This is a genomic window from Kitasatospora sp. NPDC059827 (assembly GCF_042731675.1).
In the GTDB taxonomy this organism is placed as follows: Bacteria; Actinomycetota; Actinomycetes; order Streptomycetales; family Streptomycetaceae; genus Kitasatospora.
Genome location: NZ_JBHWIV010000004.1, coordinates 157,027 through 175,161, shown reverse-complemented (window position 1 = coordinate 175,161; position 18,135 = coordinate 157,027). Strand labels below are relative to the sequence as shown.

The following is an 18,135-nucleotide window of genomic DNA, read 5'->3' as shown; positions in this document are numbered from 1 at the left end:
CCGCCGCGCACCCGGCCAAGGACAGCGCGGCGGCCCGACTCATGCGGGCTCAGCTACTCGTCACATCACGAGCAGCCATGACCCCCGACCCGCCCGGCGAGCGGGCGGATCGGGGACCAAAGACACTCGAAACGCTGCGGACGTCACCCGGTCCGCGCGGGGACGGGGATCAGCCCCGTCGTGAAGCACTCTGTTGAGTTCTCAAAGGTCGAGCGCTGCCTTCGGGGGGCTGTCACCCCACCCCTCCGGGCGCGTTTGTGCAGCTCAGAGCAGCCCAAAGAAGGCCCTACCAGGCATGCAATCTCACCTGGTCTTGTTGGATACCTTGTTCCAACAAGCTGATGGCATGAGCTTGGGGCATGGATACTCGCCCCGTCAAGCACTTCGAGGTACCTTGTTGGAACAAGGCATCCAAGTCAGGGAGATCCGACATGGCCAAACCGGTCCCGCGCTACCACGCCATCGCCGATGACCTGCGGCTTCAGATCGAGAAGGGCCAGTTGGCTCCCGGCCAGAAGCTTCCGTCCGAGGAGGAACTGACCACGACCTACGACGTCAGCCGGAACACGGTCCGGCTCGCGCTCGGCCGCCTGACCGACGAAGGCCTGCTGGTGTCCGCCCAAGGGCGTGGCAGCTTCGTCCGGGAGCGCTACGAGCCGGCCGTGTGGAACTGGACCACCATGGAGTCCCGGTCAGTCCATGAGGCGAACCACACCGCCGGCGACCAGTGGGCCAGCCAGATAGCTGCCAACGGCCACGAGCCACGCCAGGAGATCCGGGTGTCCATCAGGCGCCCCCCGGAGGAGGTGGCACTACAGCTGCAGCTCGACCCGGCGACGGCACTGACGGTCGTCCGCGAGCGGATCCGCTACGTGGATCACGAGCCGTACGCACTGGCCGACTCGTACTTCCCGGAAGAGTTGGTCCGGAACACCCCGCTGATGCTCCCCGAGGACGTGTCGGCCCCCGGAGGTGTGCTCGCCAGCGCCGGCCTGATCCAGGTGCGGTACAGCGATGAGATCACGGTCCGGATGCCCACCCGCGACGAGAGCGAGCGGCTTGTTCTTCCGGCCGCCACACCGGTGGCGGTCCACCGCCGCACCGGCTACGACAAGGACGGAAAGCCCCTCCGGGTGATGATCACGACGCTTCCCGGTGACAGGCACGTCATCCGCTACGACGTCTCAACGGACTGACATGACGACTCTGAGCACTGCCCGCCGCCCAGAACCCCTGACCGACCGCGATTCGATCCCAGACCTCGTCTGGTACGCCGCCTACGGCTCGAACATGCACCTCGACCGACTGATGTACTACATCGCAGGCGGCCGCCCGCCGGGCGGCACACGGGCCTACCCGGGGTGCCGCGACCAGCGCCCGCCCCGCGCCGCGGTGCCGGTGCTGCTGCCGGGACAGCTCTACTTCTCCCTGGAGTCCAAGGTGTGGACCGGGGGCATGGGCTTCTACGACCAGACGGACGACGGCGAGATGCCTGCCCGGGCCTTCCTGATCACCCCCGAGCAGTTCTCAGACATCGCCGCCCAGGAGATGCACGAGCCGCCCGGCCGGGACCTCGATCTCGCACCAGCTCTGAGGCTGGGGAGCGTCCGCCTCGGCCCCGGACGCTACGAGACGTTGGTGTGCACCGGGCAGATCGACGGCTACCCCGTGCTGACGTTCACCGCCCCGTGGCGGCGCGCCGACGCGAAGGTAACCCGCCCGTCAGCTGCCTACCTGCGCAACTTTGCGTCCGGGCTGCACGAGGCGCACGGCTGGTCCACGGAGGAAACGGCCGCGTACCTGAGCGCCCGGCCCGGGGCGGCCGGCGCCTGGACCACGGAAGCGATCATGGAAGCCTTGAGTACGGGGCCCAGTACCATCGAGCCGGAGTCGTAGGCGCAAACGCCCAGGTAGCGACCAGGTTCCTGGTCTCAATTCTGGTCTCATTCGCCCCCGTTCGCTGGGGTTCACCGCACCCTAACGACACCCCTCCGACCAGGGGCCCGAACCCCGGCGAACCCCGCCGGACACGGCCGCACAGACCTCGAAAGCGTGTGTGGGGGCAACTCCACCGTGGGTTCGAATCCCACCGCTACCGCTCGAAAGCCCGAGGGCCCGTCCGATCACGGACGGGCCCTCGGCGTTTGTGCGCTCCGGACGGCGGCGGGGCGCCACCTGACGCGGGAAAGGCTCCCGGACGCGGAGAAGGCTCCGTACTCCGGGCCGATGACCACCATTGCCCGGCTCGTACGGAGCCTTGGAGGGGGAGCGGCTCGGGGGGACTGACCGCTCCCCCGGCGGAGTCCCACAACCGGGGCCGCGAGGGGGGAAGCCGCGACCACCGGTCCCACAGCGGGGGCTCCGGATCCACGTGCCGGGGATTCCTGCCAGATCCTCGGCACGTCATCCATCCTGCCGCCCGGCCCCGGCCCGGGCATCCGGAGAAAGGCCCCACTCGCGGGGACCTTCGTCCCGCCGGGCGAACGCGTCGCACACTTGATAGCCCGTCCGGTGGATAAGCTGCCGTGCAGGGCTGCTCGGGGACCGGATGACGGCGGCCCACCGCAGGGAGGAAGGTCACGATGGCGCAGGCGAAGAAGATCGGCATGGCCCTCCTGCTCATCTTCGTGCTCTACTCGATCATCACCTCACCGGCCCGGTCAGCCGAACTCGTCCAGCTGGGCTTCGAGGGCATCTCGAACGCGGCCAAGGCGGTCGGCACCTTCATGACCGGTCTGATCAAGTAAGGAGCGGCAATCGTGATCCGCCACCTGGTCCTGTTCAAGCTCGACGAAGGCGTCGCCAAGGACGAGCAGCGCGTGCTCGCCGCCGCCAAGGCGTTCGAGGAGCTCGGCGCGCTGATCCCCGAGCTGCGCGAGTGGGAGTGCGGCTGGAACACCACCGAGCGCGACATCGCGTACGACTACGCGATCAACAGCCTGGTCGAGGACCGCACGGCCCTCCAGGCGTACCTGACCCACCCCGCGCACCAGGCCGCGGCCGGCCTGTGGCGCGAGTTCGCGACCTGGGTGATCGCCGACATCGAGGTCTGACCCCCGCCGCCGTCCCCCGGACGGCCCGCGCCCGCCCCGCCCGGCTCCCGGGCGGGGCGTCTCCGTCTGCCCCGGAACAATCCTTGCGGCGTCTCGCCGACCGGGTGGCCACCGGCTGCGCACCCCACCAACACACCTCCACCGGGTGCTTGCCCGACCTGCGCCCACCTTGTGATGCTATGACCGGTTTTGCCGGACATGGCGAGGTACCGAACCAGCCGCGACACCCGATCCGCAGGGCCCACCGTTGTCGATTTGGGAGGGGGGACGTGTCCGTGGACGAGGTGTTGGCCGCGATCATCAGTCCGGCCGGCGAGCTCCGCCCGGACGGGCTCCGCGGCCCCGGCGGTCGACCCGCCGTGGACGTCCGGACGCTCACCCGGGTGCTGTTCGAGCGGCTCACCGAGCTGCCCCCCGACGCCCCCGAACGGGAACGGGTCCGGGCCGCCCTGATCGAGGTGAACATCCCCCTGGTCCGCTACGCCGCCACCCGCTTCCGCAGCCGCAGCGAGCCGATGGAGGACGTCGTCCAGGTCGGCACCATCGGCCTGATCAACGCGATCGACCGCTTCGACCCGACCCGGGGCGTCCAGTTCCCCACCTACGCGCTGCCGACCATCCTGGGCGAGATCAAGCGCTACTTCCGGGACAACGTCCGCACCATGCACGTCCCGCGCCGGCTCCAGGAGCTCTGGGTCCAGGTCAGCGGCGCCATGGAGGAGCTGACGGTGCTGCACGGGCGGGCCCCCAAGGTGCCCGAGATCGCCGCCAGCCTCCGGATCCCCGAGGAGGACGTCCGGGCCTGCCTGGACGCCGGGCGCGCCTACAACGCCGCCTCGCTGGAGGCCGCCCAGGAGCACGAGGGCGGCCTCGCCCTGCTGGACCGGCTCGGCTACGAGGACGCCGCGCTGGCCGAGGTCGAGCACCGCGACATGGTGCGCCACCTGCTGGTCCAACTCCCCGAACGGGAGCGGCGGATCGTGATGCTGCGGTTCTTCGCCAACCTCACCCAGTCGCAGATCAGCACCGAACTGGGGATGTCCCAGATGCACGTCTCCCGGCTGCTCTCACGGATCCTGACCAGGCTTCGGACCGGCAACTCCTGGGAAGAGTGAGATTGCAGCGCGTTACCCCGGCGTGACATCTTGCGACGTTCGGGTTTGCCGTGCACCGTGTTCCGGTATGCAGGGGGTTGGGCCCCCGCCGGGAACCTCCGTGCGACGGCCCCCGTTCAACTGTCAGTCACGAGGGGGTGGGCGCATGTCCGGAGAGCTGGGCACTGCGGAGATCCACGCTGGTCAGGCCGAGGGTACGGCGGTCGCCGGGGACCGGATCCCGCTCCAGCGGGCCACGTCCCCCGCGAGGCCGGGCCCCGGAGCGCCCGGCGCCGGGGCCGCCGGCGCGGCACCGCCCGGTTCCGGGCTGGACACCCGGACGCTCTCCCGCTCGCTCTTCCTGCGGCTGGCCGCACTGGAGCCCGGCAGCGCGGAGCACACCTACGTCCGCGACACCCTGATCGAGCTCAACCTGCCGCTGGTCCGGTACGCCTCGGCGCGCTTCCGCAGCCGCAACGAGCCGATGGAGGACATCGTCCAGGTCGGCACCATCGGCCTGATCAAGGCGATCGACCGCTTCGACCCGGAGCGCGGGGTGGAGTTCCCCACCTTCGCGATGCCCACCGTGGTCGGCGAGATCAAGCGCTTCTTCCGGGACACCAGTTGGTCGGTCCGGGTGCCGCGACGGCTCCAGGAGCTGCGGCTGGCGCTCACCAAGGCCGGGGACGAACTGTCCCAGCGGCTGGACCGCTCCCCCACCGTCGCCGAACTGGCCGCCTGCCTCGGGGTCAGCGAGGAGGACGTGGTCGAGGGCCTCGCGGTGGGCAACGCCTACACCGCCTCCTCCTTGGACTCCAGCCCCGGCGAGGAGGACAGCGAGGGGCCGCTGGCCGAGCGGCTCGGCTACGAGGACCTCGCGCTGGAGGGCGTGGAGTACCGGGAGTCGCTCAAGCCGCTGCTGGCCAAGCTGCCGCCGCGCGAGCGCCGGATCATCATGCTGCGGTTCTTCGGCAACCTCACCCAGTCGCAGATCGGCGAGGAGATCGGGATCTCCCAGATGCACGTCTCCCGGCTGCTCACCCGGACGCTGACCCAGCTCCGCGCGGGGCTCATCAACGAGGGCTGACCGCCGACGGCGGCGGGATCAACTCCCGTCGCCGTCCAGCAGGTTGGCGCGCAGCCCGGCCAGCACCCGGTCGTCCAGCCCGAGCCCCTCGCGCCAGAACGCGGCGAAGTCGCCCCAGCCGGACGCGACCTCGGCGAAGGCCGCGTCCAGGTAGTCGCGCTCGGCCCGGAAGACCGGCAGCAGGAGCTCGGGCTCGCGCATCAGGCCGCGGCCGGCGAAGTCCGCCAGCACCAGCTCGACCACGGCCGCGACCCGCTCGTTGGTGAGCAGGTAGTCGGCGAGCACGGTCTCGCGGTCCACGCCCAGCGCGGTCAGCAGCAGCGCCGCGGCCCAGCCGGTGCGGTCCTTGCCCGCCGAGCAGTGGAACAGCAGCGGCACGCCGTCCGGGGCGGCCAGCAGCCGCAGCAGGGCGGCGAAGGTCTCGCGGGCCTCCCGGTCGGTGACGAACCAGCGGTAGAGGCCGGTCATCATGGCGGCCGCCCGGCCGTCGCCGAGCAGGGCGCGCTGCCTGTCCGGGCTGCGCTCCGCCAGGGCGCCGCGCAGTGTCGCGTGGATGTCGAAGTCCGTTGCCAGCAGTGGGAGATGGTGCGCCGTCACACCGCCGGGCAGGACGTCCGGACCGGCCTCGCGGACCTCGTCGGCGCTGCGCAGGTCGACCACCGCGCGCAGGCCGAGCGCGCCCAGCGGGCCGAGGTCCTCGGCCGTGACGCGGTTCAGGCCATCGCTGCGCAGGACCACGCCAGCCCGCAGCACCCCTCCGCCGGCCGTCCGGTACCCGCCCAGATCGCGGGCGTTGACCGCACCGCGCAGCCCGAGACTGCGGCCGACCAGGATGGTTCCGGCGGGCTCCGGGAGCGCATTCCGTGCGTCCCCGATTCGCTCGGACGCGATCTGACGATCGACCACCTGCGACCTCCATTGCATATTCGGACTGTCACATGGCACAGCGGCGCCCGATATTGCATGAACCTGCCCATTGGAGCGGCAGGATGTGCAAGAGTGTCATGCGCAACGACGACAGTGTAGGTGCCGCACAGGGCCGTGCGAGGCGCACAGTCGGTAACCAGCTGTAGCAGTCGGCTTCCGGTTTTTCATTTTCAATTCATTATTTGCGCGAGCGGTCCGGTTACGGTCACAATCAGCGCCTCCATGGCTTCACCATGAACGTTGGTAACAGGTTCGCTGCACTATCGCCCAATTGGTCCCCCGGACTGCCGACCCTCGACCAGGATGGGCGCCGGGCAGCCTGCTGCCCGCGAACAGCTACACGGGCAGGCGAGCGCCGAAGCAGCGCGGCGCCTGACCCAAGGGGAGGATCAGACATGGGTCGAGCGACCCGAAGAGTCGCCGCTTGCGCAGCGGCAGTTCTGCTGGCCAGCGGCCTGCAGACCACCCTGGCCCACGGCGACACCACGCCGCCCAGGATCGACCTCACCATCCTGGTCATCGACGACGGAGGCCCGTCGGTCGCGGCGATCACCGCCGAGCTCAAGAGCCAGGGCACGCCCTACAAGGTCGTCAGCCTCAATGACACCAACCGCCCCGTCATCAACGCCGCTTTCCTGAGCGACACGGTGAACGGGCTCCCCCGGGGCAAGTACCAGGGCATCGTGCTGCCCAACGAAAACCCCTTCCCGAACAGCGCCGCCGAGATGACCGCGATCGCCACCTACGAAGCGGCTTTCAACGTCCGGCAGATCGACGCCTACACCTGGGCCAACCCGGCCGTCGGCCTGAACTACGCCCAGAATCCGGGATTCGTCGGGACCCTCGACGGAATCCAGGCCGCCACCACCACGGCCGGAACTTCGGGCCCGTTCGGGTACCTCAAGGGCAGCGTCCCGTTCGAGGACAACGACCCGAAGGTCAGCGAGAGCTACGGCTACCTGGCGACCCCACTCGCCAACCTGCCGTCCGGCGCCTCCTTCGTCCCGCTGGTCGACGCGGCGATACCCGACTCGACCAGCCGCGGTTCGCTGGTCGGTGAGTACACCCACGACGGCCGCAAGGAACTGGTCGTCACCTTCGTCTACAACCAGTACCAGCAGCAGTACCGGCTGCTGGCCCGCGGCATGGTCGACTGGATCACCCAGGGCGTCCACCTCGGTTACGACCGCAACTACTTCGCCACCCACGTCGACGACGTGTTCCTGGCCGACGACCGCTGGGACACCGCGCTCAAGTGCACCCCCGGCGACGTCACCTGCCCGCCCGGCACCCCGGACACCGCCAACCCGATCCGGATGACCCCCGCCGACGCGCAGTACCTCAAGCAGTGGCAGACCGCCAACAACTTCACCCTGGACATGGTGTTCAACGGTGGCGGCAGCGAGGACTGGAAGTCCGACCACCAGACCACGGTGGACCCGACCGCCACCCAGATGATCACCGACCAGACCAGCTACCGCTGGGTCAACCACACCTACACCCACCCCTACCTGGGCTGCGTGCAGGACGTCTCGGTGGTCCCGTGGAAGTGCACCAAGGACGCGTCCGGCAACACCGTCTGGACCGACCAGAACACCATCTCCACCCAGATCAAGCAGAACTTCGACTGGGCCACCACCAACGGCCTCAAGGTCGACCCGCAGGTGCTCGTCACCGGTGAGCACTCCGGTCTGCTCACCGCCCCGCAGGAGACCAGCGACAACCCGAACCTGGCGCCGGCGCTGGTCGCCAACGGCATCAAGTTCACCGGCAGCGACGCCTCCCGCGAGCCCGCCCAGCGGGCCGTCGGCTCGTCCACGCTGACCGTGCCGCGGTACCCGATGAACGTCTTCTACAACGCCGGTTCGGCGAAGGAGGAGGCCGACGAGTACAACTGGATCTACACCAGCAAGGCCAACGGCGGCAGCGGCGTCTGCGAGAACAACGCCAACTCCACCTGCCTGCCCGCGCCGCTGGACACCACCACCGGCTACCAGTCGTACATCGTGCCGCTGGAGGCCCGGATCGACCTCGGCCACGTGCTGAGCAACGACCCGCGCCCGCACTTCGTGCACCAGTCGAACCTCTCCGAGGACCGCATCCTGTACCCGGTGCTGGAGAAGATCCTCGGCACCTACCGCTCGCTGTACGCCGACAACGCCCCGATCGTGAACCTCGGCGAGCGCGAGATCGGCCAGGAGTTCCAGAAGCGCGCGGCCTGGGACAAGGCGGTCGCCGCCGGCCAGGTCACCGCCTACAAGATCGGCAACACCGTCACGGTCAACGCGCCCGCCGGTGTTCAGGTCCAGGCCACCGTGCCGACCGGAACTGCTCAGAAGATGGCCATCGGAACGGCCGCCTTCGGTTCGTCCTACGCCGGTACGCTCTCCGGTTGGGCGTCCCCGGGCGCCCTGCAGAGCGGCATCACCCTGCAGCTCCCGTCCGGCAGTGCGCCGGCCGCCCCGGCCGCCGTCGCCCCGAACGTGGCCGCCAAGTCCGTCCCGGCACCGGCGCCGGCGGACAAGAAGGTCGTGCCCCAGGGCGTCGCCACCCCGGTCCCGGCCGGCCCGGGCGACGTCACCCGCAAGCCCGCCCAGTCCCTCGTCCCCGGCAGCGGCACCCCGGTGCCCGGCAAGGACGTCGTCCAGGGCGCGAAGACCCAGGGCAACGGTGCCCCGGCCGGTAACGGCCAGAACGGCTCCGGCAAGGCCTCTGGGGGGACGGCCTCGCACGGCACCACCACCACCGGACGCCCCGGCAACCGGTAATCCGTAGCACCCCGTGGCGGGGTCGGGCCGGTCGCCCGGCCCGGCCCCGCCACGGCTCCCGCTCCGGCCACCCAGGCCGGACAACCGACGCAAGAACAGGAGGGGGGACAGGAGATGCGCGTCACCCTGCTCACCGAGGGGACGTACCCGCACCAGCACGGCGGCGTGAGCGTCTGGTGCGACCAGCTCGTCCAGGGCATGCCGGACGTCGACTTCGACGTCATCGCCGTCACCGGAACCGGCCAGGAACCGCTGGCCTGGGAGCTGCCCGCCAACGTACGGTCGGTCACCACCGCACCGCTGTGGGGCCCGGCCTCCGAGGCCCGGGCGCCGCGCGGCAAGGAGATGCGCCGCTTCCTCAACGCGTACGAGCGCTTCCTGCACTCCATCCTCGACCCGGTCTACACCACCCACTTCGGCACCGAGCTGTACGGCTTCGCCGACCTCGCCCGGCGCGGGCTGCTCAGCCCGGCGCTGCGCAGCGAGCGCGCCCTGCGCACCCTCCAGCACGTGTGGACCCGCGACTACCTGCCCACCGCGGTCTCCCGGCCCACCCTGCACGACGCGTTGAACGCCACCGACCTCCTGGAGCACGCGCTGCGGCCGCTCTCGGTCGACCCGCCCACCGACGGCGTCGCCCACGCGGCCAGCGGCGGACTCGCCACCCTGCCCGGGCTGATCGCCGCCCAGCAGTACGGCGTACCGTTCCTGCTCACCGAGCACGGCATCTACCTGCGCGAGCGCTACCTCGGCTACCGCACCGGCCCGTACCGCTGGCCGGTCAAGGCCCTGCTGCTCGGCTTCTACCGGATGCTCGCCGAGGAGAGCTACCGGCAGGCCGCGCTGGTCACCCCCGGCAACCGGTACAACCGGCGCTGGGAGGAGCGCGGCGGCACCCCGTCCCACCACATCCGCACCGTCTACAACGGCGTGGACCCGGCCGCCTTCCCGCCCGCCGGGCCGGAACCCGAGACGCCGACCCTCAGCTGGGCCGGCCGGGTCGACCCGATCAAGGACCTGGAGACGCTGATCCGGGCCTTCGCCATCGTCCACCAGGAGATCCCCGAGGCGCGGCTGCGGCTCTTCGGGGGCACCCCCAAGGGCGGCGAGGCGTACCGGGACGGCTGCATAGCCCTGGCCGCCGAGCTCGGCATCGCCGACTCGGTGGCCTTCGAAGGCCGCGTCGCCGACATCACCGACGCGTACGCGGCGGGCAACGTGGTGATGCTCTCCAGCATCAGCGAGGGCTTCCCGTTCACCCTGATCGAGGCCATGTCCTGCGGCCGCGCCACCGTCTCCACCGATGTCGGCGGCGTGCGCGAGGCGGTCGGCGACACCGGACTGGTCGTCCCGCCGCGCGAGCCCGAGCCGATGGCGGCCGCCGCGATCGAGCTGCTGCGCGACCCCGCGCGGCGCGCCCGGCTCGGCGAGGGCGCCCGACTGCGGGTCATCGAGCAGTTCACGCTCCGCCAGAACATCGACGGCTTCCGGGGCATCTACACCGAACTCCTGGGCACCGCCCGCTGGATGCCCGGCGGCATGGTCGCCGTCACCGACGCCGTCCCCAGCCCGGACTGGGACCAGCAGCTGGCCGCCGCCCGCCCCGAGCCCAGCGAGGTGGGGGCGTGAACGAGCGAACCGTCAGCAGGTGCGCGTTCCGCGAGGTGTGCGCATGAGCGGTCCCATTCGCCTGGTCCCCGACGAGGGCGGCGCGGAGCGGACGATGCAGCTGCGCACCCTGCCGTTGAAGCTCCGCCGCCCCGCCCCGTCGGCCGAGCCCGACCCCGCCGAGCAGCTCGGCCTCTCCGACGACCCGCTGGACGAACTGGCCGAGCGCCTGCGCGACGTCTGCGCCGACGCCGTCCACCCGTACGAGATCGCGGCCTTCCTGGAGTCCGACGGCCTCTCCGACGAGCAGGCCGCGCTGCTGTACGGCCGCCCCGACGCGTTCACCGTCGCCGAGGAGCTGTTCGAGAAGGTCGAGCGCCGCTACCCCGGCCCGAGCTCCGAGTTCGCCAACCCCTGGCGGGCCGATCCCTGGCGCTGCGTGGTGCGCGGCCTGGTGTTCGCCCTGCCCGGGCTCGGCTACCTGCTCGGTGCCAATCTGTTCGCGACCACCCGGATGCGCTTCGGCCTGCCCTCGGGCATGCTCGCGCTGTCCATCGCCACGCTGGTCAGCTGGGGCTTCAACCAGGCCCTGGCGCACCGCGCGTACCGCTGGCTGAGCCGGCTGCGCCGCCGGGACGCCGCGGTCTGCCTGGCCGTCGGCGCACCGGTCGGCGCGCTGCTGGCCGCCGCGTCCGCGTACGTGGTCGGCGGTCCGCTCGGCGCCCTGTGGTTCGCCGCGGGCCAGTCCTGCTACCTGGCGGCCGCCACCGCGCTGCTGGTGCTCGGGCGGGAGAAGTTCCTGCTGCTCGCGCTCGCCCCGGCCTCGGTCGGCGCGGGCGTGGTGCTGGCGGTCGACGTCCCGGAGCTGGTCCGGACGGTCGTGCTGCTCGCCTCGGTGGTGCTCGCGGTCGGCCTGGCCGTCCGCGAGCTGCTGGTCGCGGCCCGCGGCGGCGAACGGGACGGCGTGGAGCTGAGGCTGCCGATCCGCCAGGAGGTCCCGCACCTGCTGTTCGGCCTGGCCTGCGGTGCGCTGACGCTGATCGCCGGGCTCGGCGAGACCATCCACCAGGCCGTCCGGGCCGCCGGGCCCGCGGTGCACGCCGCGGCCCAGGGCGCGCACGCCGTGCACGAGGTGCGGACCACCCCGACCGGCCCGGCCATGATCGCCCTGACGCTCAGCCTGGGCCTCGCCGAGTGGCTGCTGTTCCGCTACCGGGCGATGGCCGTGGCCGCGCTGCGCACCAGCCACACCACCGGGCAGTTCACCCGCCGCACCGGCGGGATCCTGCTCGGCTGCCTGTTCATCTACCTCACCACCGTGGCCGCGCTGGACGCCGCCGCGACCGTGCTGTGGCCGGGCGCCCCGTCGCTCGGCGTGCCGCAGCTCGGCGCGATGCTGCTCCTGGGCGGCTCGCTCTGGCTGGCGCTGCTGCTGAACGCCTTCGGGTTCAGCTGGAGCACCGCCCTCATCTGTCTGGCCGCCGCGACCGCCGAGAGCGTCGGGCTGCTGACCGGTGCGGACCCGATCGTCCTGCAGCTGATCGGCTGCGGGGCGGCCGCCCTCGTCCTCACCGCAACCGCCGGGCCCGCGCTCGGCCGCACCACCCAACACCGCTGATAATCCGCCTCCTTCGAGGCACCACCGGCCGGCCGTGCTCAGACGTCCGGCCGCTCCCGAAAACGAGAAAGCGAAAACGCATGAGCAGCGTCGCGGTTACCGGAGCCGAGGGCTTCATCGGCTCCCACCTCGTCGAGACCCTGGTCGCCGACGGGCACCACGTCCGCGCGATGGTCCAGTACAACTCCTTCTCCTCCTTCGGCTGGCTGGAGACCCTGGCGCCGGAGGTGCTGGACTCGGTCGAGATCGTCCTCGGCGACGTCCGGGACCCGGGCTCGGTCAACGGCCTGGTCAAGGGCACCGAGGCGGTCTACCACCTGGCCGCCCTGATCGCGATCCCGTACTCCTACAGCGCCCCCCACTCGTACGTGGACACCAACGTCACCGGCACCCTGAACGTCCTGGAGGCCGTGCGCCACCTGGAGATCCCGCGCCTGGTGCACACCTCCACCAGCGAGACCTACGGCACCGCGCAGACCGTGCCGATCACCGAGGACCACCCGATCAACACCCAGTCCCCGTACGCCGCCTCCAAGGCCGGCGGGGACCGGCTGGCCGACAGCTACCACGCCAGCTTCGAGACCCCGGTCGTCACCCTGCGCCCGTTCAACACCTTCGGCCCGCGCCAGTCGATGCGCGCCGTCATCCCGACCGTGATCGCCCAGGTCGCGGCCGGCCAGACCGAGATCACCCTCGGCGACCTGCGCCCGACCCGCGACTTCATGTTCGTCAAGGACACCGCCAACGCCTTCCGCACGGTGGGCACCGCGGCCGCCGAGACCGTGGTCGGCCGGACCTTCAACGCCGGTACCGGCGGCGAGATCTCGGTCGGCGACCTGGTCACCCTGGTCGGCAAGCTGATGGGCGTCGACCTGGTGGTGAAGGAGGACGAGCAGCGCATCCGTCCGACCAACTCCGAGGTCATGCGCCTGGTTGCGGACGCCACCCGGCTGCGCACGGCCACCGGCTGGGCGCCGCAGTTCACGCTGGAGCAGGGCCTGGAGCAGACCATCGAGTTCTTCCGCGACCCGGCCAACCTGGCCCGCTACAAGACCGACATCTACAACGTCTGACCGCCGTAACGATCATGCTCGTCCTGGTTACCAAGGTTCGTGGCCTGCACATCCTTTCCGTGGGGGAAACACCATGCACGCAGTGATCCTGGCCGGCGGTAAGGGCGTTCGACTCCGCCCCTACACCACCGCGCTTCCCAAGCCGCTCGTCCCGATCGGCGACCAGCACGCGATCCTGGAGATCGTGATGCGCCAGCTCGCCGCCTCGGGCTTCAAGACCGTCACCCTGGCCATCGGCCACCTCGGCCACATCATCCGCGCCTACGTCGGCAACGGCTCCCAGTGGGGCCTGCGGGTCGGCTACGCCGTCGAGGACAGCCCGCTCGGCACCATGGGCCCGCTGCTCACCATGCAGGACCGCCTGCCCGAGCACTTCCTGGTGATGAACGGCGACATCCTCACCGACCTGGACTTCGCCGGGGTGCTCAAGCACCACGAGACGTCCGGCGCCCCGCTGACCATCGCCACCTACGCCCGTCAGGTGAAGATCGACTTCGGTGTGCTGACCGCCGAGTCCGGCACCATCACCGGCTTCCAGGAGAAGCCCAGCATCGACTACCGGGTCTCGATGGGCGTGTACGGCGTCTCCCGCTCCGCGCTCGCCAAGTACACCCCGGGCCTGCCGCTGGGCTTCGACGAGCTGGTGCTCGACCTGCTGGCCGCCGACACCCCGCCGGCCGCGTACGACTTCGGCGGCTACTGGCTGGACATCGGCCGCCCGGACGACTACGACCGGGCGAACGCCGAGTTCTCCTCGATCCGCCCGGTCCTGATGCCCTTCGAGTCGGCCGGCACCGTGCCGGGCGTCGCGGAACTGCCGCTCCCGGCCGCCCGCACCGCCCCGGACGACACGGCCGAGCAGCCCGCCGCCGCGGGCGCCGAGAGCGACGGACGGGCCGCGTGAGAATCCTGCTGCTCGGCGGCGACGGCTTCCTGGGCCGTCACGCCACCGCCGTCCTGCGGTCACTGCCCGGGGCCACCGTGCTGACCGCGGGCCGGCGGCCCGCCCACGACCTCCGGCTGGACCTGGGCACCGCCCAGGCCGGCCCGCTCGGCGAGGAACTGGCCGCGCTGGCCCCCGACGTGGTGGTCAACTTCGCCGGCGCGGTGGCCGGCAGCGCGGTCAAGCTCGCCGAGGTGAACGCCCGCGGACCGGCGGTGCTCTGCGAGGCGCTCGCCCTGGGCGCCCCGAAGGCCCGCCTGGTGCACGTCGGTTCGGCCGGCGAGTACGGCGTCTGCGCGGAGGGCGAGTCGCTCTCCGAGCAGGCCGACGCCCGTCCGGTGGGCGTGTACGGCGCGACCAAGCTGGCCGGCTCCCTCGCGGTGGCCGGCTCGCCGCTGGACGCGGTGGTGCTGCGGGTGTTCAACCCGGTCGGTCCGGGCGCCCCGGCGGGCTCACTGCCCGGTCGGCTGGCGGCCGAACTGCGCCGGGCGGCGCCCGAGGGCGCCGACGCCGTGGTCACGGTCGGGGACCTCTCCGCCTACCGGGACTTCGTGGACGCCCGGGACATCGCCCGGGCGGTCGGCCTCGCCGTCACCGCCGAGGGCCCGCTGCCCCGGGTGCTCAACCTCGCCTCCGGCCGGGCCCAGCGGGTCCGGGCGATCGCCGAGGGCCTGGTCGCGGCGTCCGGCTTCACCGGCCGGATCGACGAGAGCGGGGCGGGTTCCGAGCGCTCGGCCGCGGTCTCCTGGCAGCAGGCCGACGTGTCGGCCGCCGCCCGGGAGCTCGGCTGGCACCCGGAGACCGGGCTCGCCGACACCCTGCGCGACCTCTGGCTCAGCACCGCCGAGCCGACGCCGACCCCGGTGGTCGCATGACCTCCGGGACCACCCCCGACGGCCGCCTGCTGGTGCCGCTGTACGTCCACCCCGCGGTGGACCCGGCGGCCTGGCGGGCGGTCGCCGCCGCCGACCCCGCCCGGATCGCCGCCGTGGTGCTCAACCTCGCGGACGGTCCGGGCGAGGTTCCGGACCACGTCTTCGCCGATGCCGCCGAGGAACTCCGCGCCGCCGGGCTGCCGTTGGTCGGCTACGCCGACACCGACTACGGCCGCCGGCCGCACGCCGCCGTGGTCGACGACATCCTGACGTACCGTCAGCGCCACGGCATCACCGGCGTGTACCTCGACCAGGTCGCCACCCACCCGGGCGCGCTGGCGCACTACCGCCGCCTCGCCACGGCGGCCCGGGCGGCCGGCTGCGGCACCGTGGTGTTCGGCCACGGCGAGCACCCGGACCCGGCGTACGCCGAGGTCGGCCTGGCCGACCTGCTGGTCACCTTCGAGGGCGACTGGGACGCGTACCGCGCCATGACCCTGCCGCTGTGGACCGGCCGCCACGCGGCCTCCCGCTTCTGCCACCTGGTCTACGACGTCCCCGCCGAGTCCGCCCGCGACGCCTCCGCACTGATCACCGCCCGGCGAGCCGGCGTCGGCTGCGCCGTACCGGGCGCCGGGGACAACCCCTGGCGTACCCTGCCGCACGGCCTGACCGCCGCTGAACTGACCTGACCCGATCCGGAGTTCGACTACCGTGAACCGCCGTACCCGGCTGCTGCCCGCCGCCATAGCCTTCGCCACCGTCACCGCGCTGCTGGTCAGTTCGTGCAGCAGCTCGGGCTCGGAGGACGACAACGACTCGGCCGACGGCACCCAGAGCGCCTCGCCCACGGCCACCGCGCCGAGCACTCCCGGCACCGCCGCGCCCAGCACCCCCGGCACGCCCAGTGACCCCGGCACCACCTCGGCCCCGGGCACCCCGGGCGGCACCACCGCCCCGGGCACCCCGCCGGGCACCACCCCGCCCGGCACCACCACCCCGCCGCCGGCCGGCGCCCGCTGGCAGCCCACCCCGGGCCAGACCTGGCAGTGGCAGCTCGGCGGCGGCCCCGTGGACCAGTCGGTGGACGTGCCGGTCTACGACATCGACGGCTTCGAGAACGACGCCTCGGTGGTCGCCGCGCTGCACGCCAAGGGCCGCAAGGTGATCTGCTACATCAACGCCGGCTCCTGGGAGAACTTCCGCCCCGACTCCGCCGCCTTCGCCAAGGCCCTGCAGGGCTCGGACACCGGCTGGAAGGGCGAGAAGTGGTTCGACATCCGCAAGCTCGACCAGCTCCGGCCGCTGATGGCGGCCCGCTTCGACATGTGCAAGAGCAAGGGCTTCGACGCCATCGAGCCGGACACCATCGAGGCCTACAACCAGAACAGCGGCTTCCCGCTGACCCCGGACGACCAGATCAAGTACAACCGGATGCTGGCCCAGCTCGCCCACGAACGCGGCCTCGCCATCGGCCTCAAGAACGACCTGGACCAGATCTCCGCGCTGCTGCCGGACTTCGACTTCGCGGTCAACGAGGAGTGCTCGCAGTTCGACGAGTGCGACCGGGTCGCGCCCTTCGTCAAGGCGGGCAAGGCGGTCTTCCACGTCGAGTACAAGCTCGACACGGACCAGTTCTGCGCCAAGACCAAGGCCCTGGGGTTCAGTTCGATGCAGAAGAAGCTCGACCTCAACGCCTGGCGCAAGCCCTGCTGAGGCCGGTACTTCCCGTCGCGCGGGTGACCCTCACCGGGGCCACCCGCGCGAGGGTCACTTGACCGCCAGCCAGACGACGGCGCCCAGGACGACCAGGGCGACGACGGCGATCAGCGCGATCACGCCGGTGCGACTGCCGCCGGTCTTGCTGCTGCCGTAGGTGGAGACGGAGCCCGGTGCCGGACGCGCCGGGCTCTCGTCGACGAACGCCCGGAACATCTGGGTGTTACCGGCGGGGTCGTAGTCGTTGTCAGCCATGGCAGGGACTCTAACGAATCCGCCCACCTCAGGCACACCCCGGACCCCTCTCCGGGCGAACCCGCCACCCGCGCGTGCGACGGCGGTACGACCGGATCGTGAAATCCGTGTGACCGACGGAATGGCCCGCCGCACAGGCCTGGTTGACTGCGGGCATGACCGGAAACCAGAGCCGGGTCCGCCTCGGCACCTCCGACCTGTCCGTCCACCCGCTCTCCCTCGGCGGCAACGTCTTCGGCTGGACCGCCGACCAGCAGCAGTCCTTCGCCGTGCTCGACGCCTACGCCGCCGCGGGCGGCAACTTCGTCGACACCGCCGACGCCTACTCCGCCTGGGCGCCCGGCAACACCGGCGGCGAGTCCGAGACGGTGATCGGCGACTGGCTGCGCAGCCGGGGCAACCGCGACGACATCGTGATCGCCACCAAGGTCGGCAGCCACCCCGAGGCGACCGGCCTGGCCGCGGCCACCATCAAGTCCTCCGTCGAGGGCTCGCTGCGCCGCCTGGGCGTCGACCACATCGACCTCTACTACACCCACCGGGACGACGACACCCCGGTCGAGGAGTTCGTGACGGCGCTGGACGAGCTGGTCCGCGCGGGCAAGGTCCGGGCGGTCGCCGCCTCCAACATCTCCGCCGAGCGGCTCGCCGAGGCGCTGTCCTTCGCCGAGCGCGAGGGCCTGGCCGCGTACGTCGCGGTCCAGCCCCACTACAACCTGGTGTCCCGGGGCACCTTCGAGGGCCCGCTGGCCGAGGTGGTCGCCGAGCACGGCCTCGCCACCGTGCCCTACTACGCGCTCGCCTCCGGCTTCCTCACCGGCAAGTACCGCCCGGGCGGCCCGGGCGTCGACAGCGCCCGCGCCGAGGGCGCCACCCGCTACCTCGCCGAGCCGCGCGGCCCCAAGGTCCTGGCGGCCCTCGACGAGGTCGCCGCCGACCACGGCGTCGAGCCCGCCACCGTCGCCCTCGCCTGGCTCGCCGCCCGCCCCACGGTCGCCGCCCCCATCGCCAGCGCCCGCACCGTCGACCAGCTCCCCCCGCTGCTCGCCGCCGCCGCCCTCACCCTCACCCCCGCCCAGACCGCCCTGCTCACCGACGCCTCCGCCTGAGCACGC

16 protein-coding genes, 1 tRNA gene and 1 pseudogene are annotated in these 18,135 nt (G+C 71.8%); 16 read left to right on the top strand and 2 right to left on the bottom strand.

Going from position 1 to position 18,135, the window contains the following annotated elements; translation table 11 throughout:
* Nucleotides 1–431: 431 nt before the first annotated feature.
* The 7 genes from ACFV8H_RS04360 to ACFV8H_RS04330 all read left to right on the top strand — a co-directional run bounded on the left by ACFV8H_RS04360 (nt 432) and on the right by ACFV8H_RS04330 (nt 5,234).
* A complete protein-coding gene (locus ACFV8H_RS04360) occupies nt 432–1,196 on the top strand; it encodes a GntR family transcriptional regulator (protein ID WP_380396452.1) in 765 nt (254 codons plus the stop codon).
* Nucleotide 1,197: 1 nt separating this feature from the next.
* Complete coding sequence (locus ACFV8H_RS04355) at nt 1,198–1,896, top strand: histone deacetylase (protein WP_380396451.1); 699 nt, start codon at nt 1,198–1,200, stop codon at nt 1,894–1,896.
* 103 nt (nt 1,897–1,999) lie between these two features.
* Nucleotides 2,000–2,095 (top strand) — tRNA-Ser (locus tag ACFV8H_RS04350).
* Nucleotides 2,096–2,582: 487 nt separating this feature from the next.
* Nucleotides 2,583–2,747 (top strand): hypothetical protein, encoded by a 165-nt coding sequence (locus tag ACFV8H_RS04345; protein ID WP_188304848.1) that lies wholly within the window; start codon nt 2,583–2,585, stop codon nt 2,745–2,747.
* A 12-nt stretch (nt 2,748–2,759) separates the two neighbouring features.
* A complete protein-coding gene (locus ACFV8H_RS04340) occupies nt 2,760–3,053 on the top strand; it encodes a Dabb family protein (protein WP_380396450.1) in 294 nt (97 codons plus the stop codon).
* Between the two features lie 275 nt (nt 3,054–3,328).
* Complete coding sequence (locus ACFV8H_RS04335; RefSeq protein ID WP_375882921.1) at nt 3,329–4,168, top strand: RNA polymerase sigma factor SigF; 840 nt, start codon at nt 3,329–3,331, stop codon at nt 4,166–4,168.
* Between the two features lie 145 nt (nt 4,169–4,313).
* A complete protein-coding gene (locus ACFV8H_RS04330; RefSeq protein ID WP_380396449.1) occupies nt 4,314–5,234 on the top strand; it encodes an RNA polymerase sigma factor SigF in 921 nt (306 codons plus the stop codon).
* Between the two features lie 18 nt (nt 5,235–5,252).
* Here ACFV8H_RS04330 and ACFV8H_RS04325 read toward each other — a convergent pair whose 3' ends face one another.
* Nucleotides 5,253–6,140 carry a tyrosine-protein phosphatase gene (locus ACFV8H_RS04325; RefSeq protein WP_380396448.1) on the bottom strand — a complete coding sequence of 296 codons (888 nt, stop codon included), beginning with the start codon at nt 6,138–6,140 and terminating at the stop codon, nt 5,253–5,255.
* 416 nt (nt 6,141–6,556) lie between these two features.
* Between ACFV8H_RS04325 and ACFV8H_RS04320 the strand changes: the two genes are divergently transcribed.
* The 8 genes and pseudogenes from ACFV8H_RS04320 (at nt 6,557) to ACFV8H_RS04285 (ending at nt 16,762) form a co-directional block, all read left to right on the top strand.
* A complete protein-coding gene (locus tag ACFV8H_RS04320) occupies nt 6,557–8,929 on the top strand; it encodes a hypothetical protein (protein WP_380396447.1) in 2,373 nt (790 codons plus the stop codon).
* A gap of 114 nt (nt 8,930–9,043) precedes the next feature.
* The gene (gene pelF, locus ACFV8H_RS04315; protein ID WP_375882602.1) at nt 9,044–10,558 is read left to right on the top strand and encodes a GT4 family glycosyltransferase PelF; all 1,515 of its coding nucleotides are present in this window, start codon (nt 9,044–9,046) and stop codon (nt 10,556–10,558) included.
* Between the two features lie 43 nt (nt 10,559–10,601).
* Nucleotides 10,602–12,155 (top strand): hypothetical protein, encoded by a 1,554-nt coding sequence (locus ACFV8H_RS04310; protein WP_380396446.1) that lies wholly within the window; start codon nt 10,602–10,604, stop codon nt 12,153–12,155.
* A gap of 80 nt (nt 12,156–12,235) precedes the next feature.
* A complete protein-coding gene (locus ACFV8H_RS04305; RefSeq protein WP_375882606.1) occupies nt 12,236–13,228 on the top strand; it encodes an SDR family NAD(P)-dependent oxidoreductase in 993 nt (330 codons plus the stop codon).
* Between the two features lie 73 nt (nt 13,229–13,301).
* Nucleotides 13,302–14,003, top strand: a pseudogene (locus ACFV8H_RS04300) (NDP-sugar synthase); the annotation flags it as partial.
* A gap of 125 nt (nt 14,004–14,128) precedes the next feature.
* On the top strand, nt 14,129–15,046 hold the full coding sequence (locus ACFV8H_RS04295; RefSeq protein WP_380396445.1) for an NAD-dependent epimerase/dehydratase family protein: 918 nt from the start codon (nt 14,129–14,131) through the stop codon (nt 15,044–15,046).
* Nucleotides 15,043–15,738 (top strand): spherulation-specific family 4 protein, encoded by a 696-nt coding sequence (locus tag ACFV8H_RS04290; RefSeq protein WP_380396444.1) that lies wholly within the window; start codon nt 15,043–15,045, stop codon nt 15,736–15,738. Before ACFV8H_RS04295 ends, ACFV8H_RS04290 begins: the two co-directional genes overlap by 4 nt.
* A 22-nt stretch (nt 15,739–15,760) precedes the next feature.
* The gene (locus ACFV8H_RS04285; protein ID WP_380396443.1) at nt 15,761–16,762 is read left to right on the top strand and encodes an endo alpha-1,4 polygalactosaminidase; all 1,002 of its coding nucleotides are present in this window, start codon (nt 15,761–15,763) and stop codon (nt 16,760–16,762) included.
* A 54-nt stretch (nt 16,763–16,816) separates the two neighbouring features.
* On the opposite strand, the gene ACFV8H_RS04280 is transcribed toward ACFV8H_RS04285, so the two are convergent.
* Complete coding sequence (locus ACFV8H_RS04280) at nt 16,817–17,020, bottom strand: hypothetical protein (protein ID WP_375882615.1); 204 nt, start codon at nt 17,018–17,020, stop codon at nt 16,817–16,819.
* 155 nt (nt 17,021–17,175) lie between these two features.
* Here ACFV8H_RS04280 and ACFV8H_RS04275 point away from each other — a divergent pair, with 155 nt between their 5' ends.
* A complete protein-coding gene (locus ACFV8H_RS04275; protein ID WP_380396442.1) occupies nt 17,176–18,129 on the top strand; it encodes an aldo/keto reductase in 954 nt (317 codons plus the stop codon).
* The last annotated feature ends 6 nt before the right edge of the window (nt 18,130–18,135 follow it).

Excerpts from the sequence above, each read along its gene's own strand:
- ACFV8H_RS04360 (WP_380396452.1), top strand. The coding sequence starts at position 432 with ATGGCCAAACCGGTCCCGCGCTACCACGCCATCGCCGATGACCTGCGG.
- ACFV8H_RS04355 (WP_380396451.1), top strand. The coding sequence starts at position 1,198 with ATGACGACTCTGAGCACTGCCCGCCGCCCAGAACCCCTGACCGACCGC.
- ACFV8H_RS04345 (WP_188304848.1), top strand. The coding sequence starts at position 2,583 with ATGGCGCAGGCGAAGAAGATCGGCATGGCCCTCCTGCTCATCTTCGTG.
- ACFV8H_RS04330 (WP_380396449.1), top strand. The coding sequence starts at position 4,314 with ATGTCCGGAGAGCTGGGCACTGCGGAGATCCACGCTGGTCAGGCCGAG.
- ACFV8H_RS04320 (WP_380396447.1), top strand. The coding sequence starts at position 6,557 with ATGGGTCGAGCGACCCGAAGAGTCGCCGCTTGCGCAGCGGCAGTTCTG.
- pelF (WP_375882602.1), top strand. The coding sequence starts at position 9,044 with ATGCGCGTCACCCTGCTCACCGAGGGGACGTACCCGCACCAGCACGGC.
- ACFV8H_RS04310 (WP_380396446.1), top strand. The coding sequence starts at position 10,602 with ATGAGCGGTCCCATTCGCCTGGTCCCCGACGAGGGCGGCGCGGAGCGG.
- ACFV8H_RS04305 (WP_375882606.1), top strand. The coding sequence starts at position 12,236 with ATGAGCAGCGTCGCGGTTACCGGAGCCGAGGGCTTCATCGGCTCCCAC.
- ACFV8H_RS04290 (WP_380396444.1), top strand. The coding sequence starts at position 15,043 with ATGACCTCCGGGACCACCCCCGACGGCCGCCTGCTGGTGCCGCTGTAC.
- ACFV8H_RS04280 (WP_375882615.1), bottom strand. The coding sequence starts at position 17,020 with ATGGCTGACAACGACTACGACCCCGCCGGTAACACCCAGATGTTCCGG.
- ACFV8H_RS04275 (WP_380396442.1), top strand. The coding sequence starts at position 17,176 with ATGACCGGAAACCAGAGCCGGGTCCGCCTCGGCACCTCCGACCTGTCC.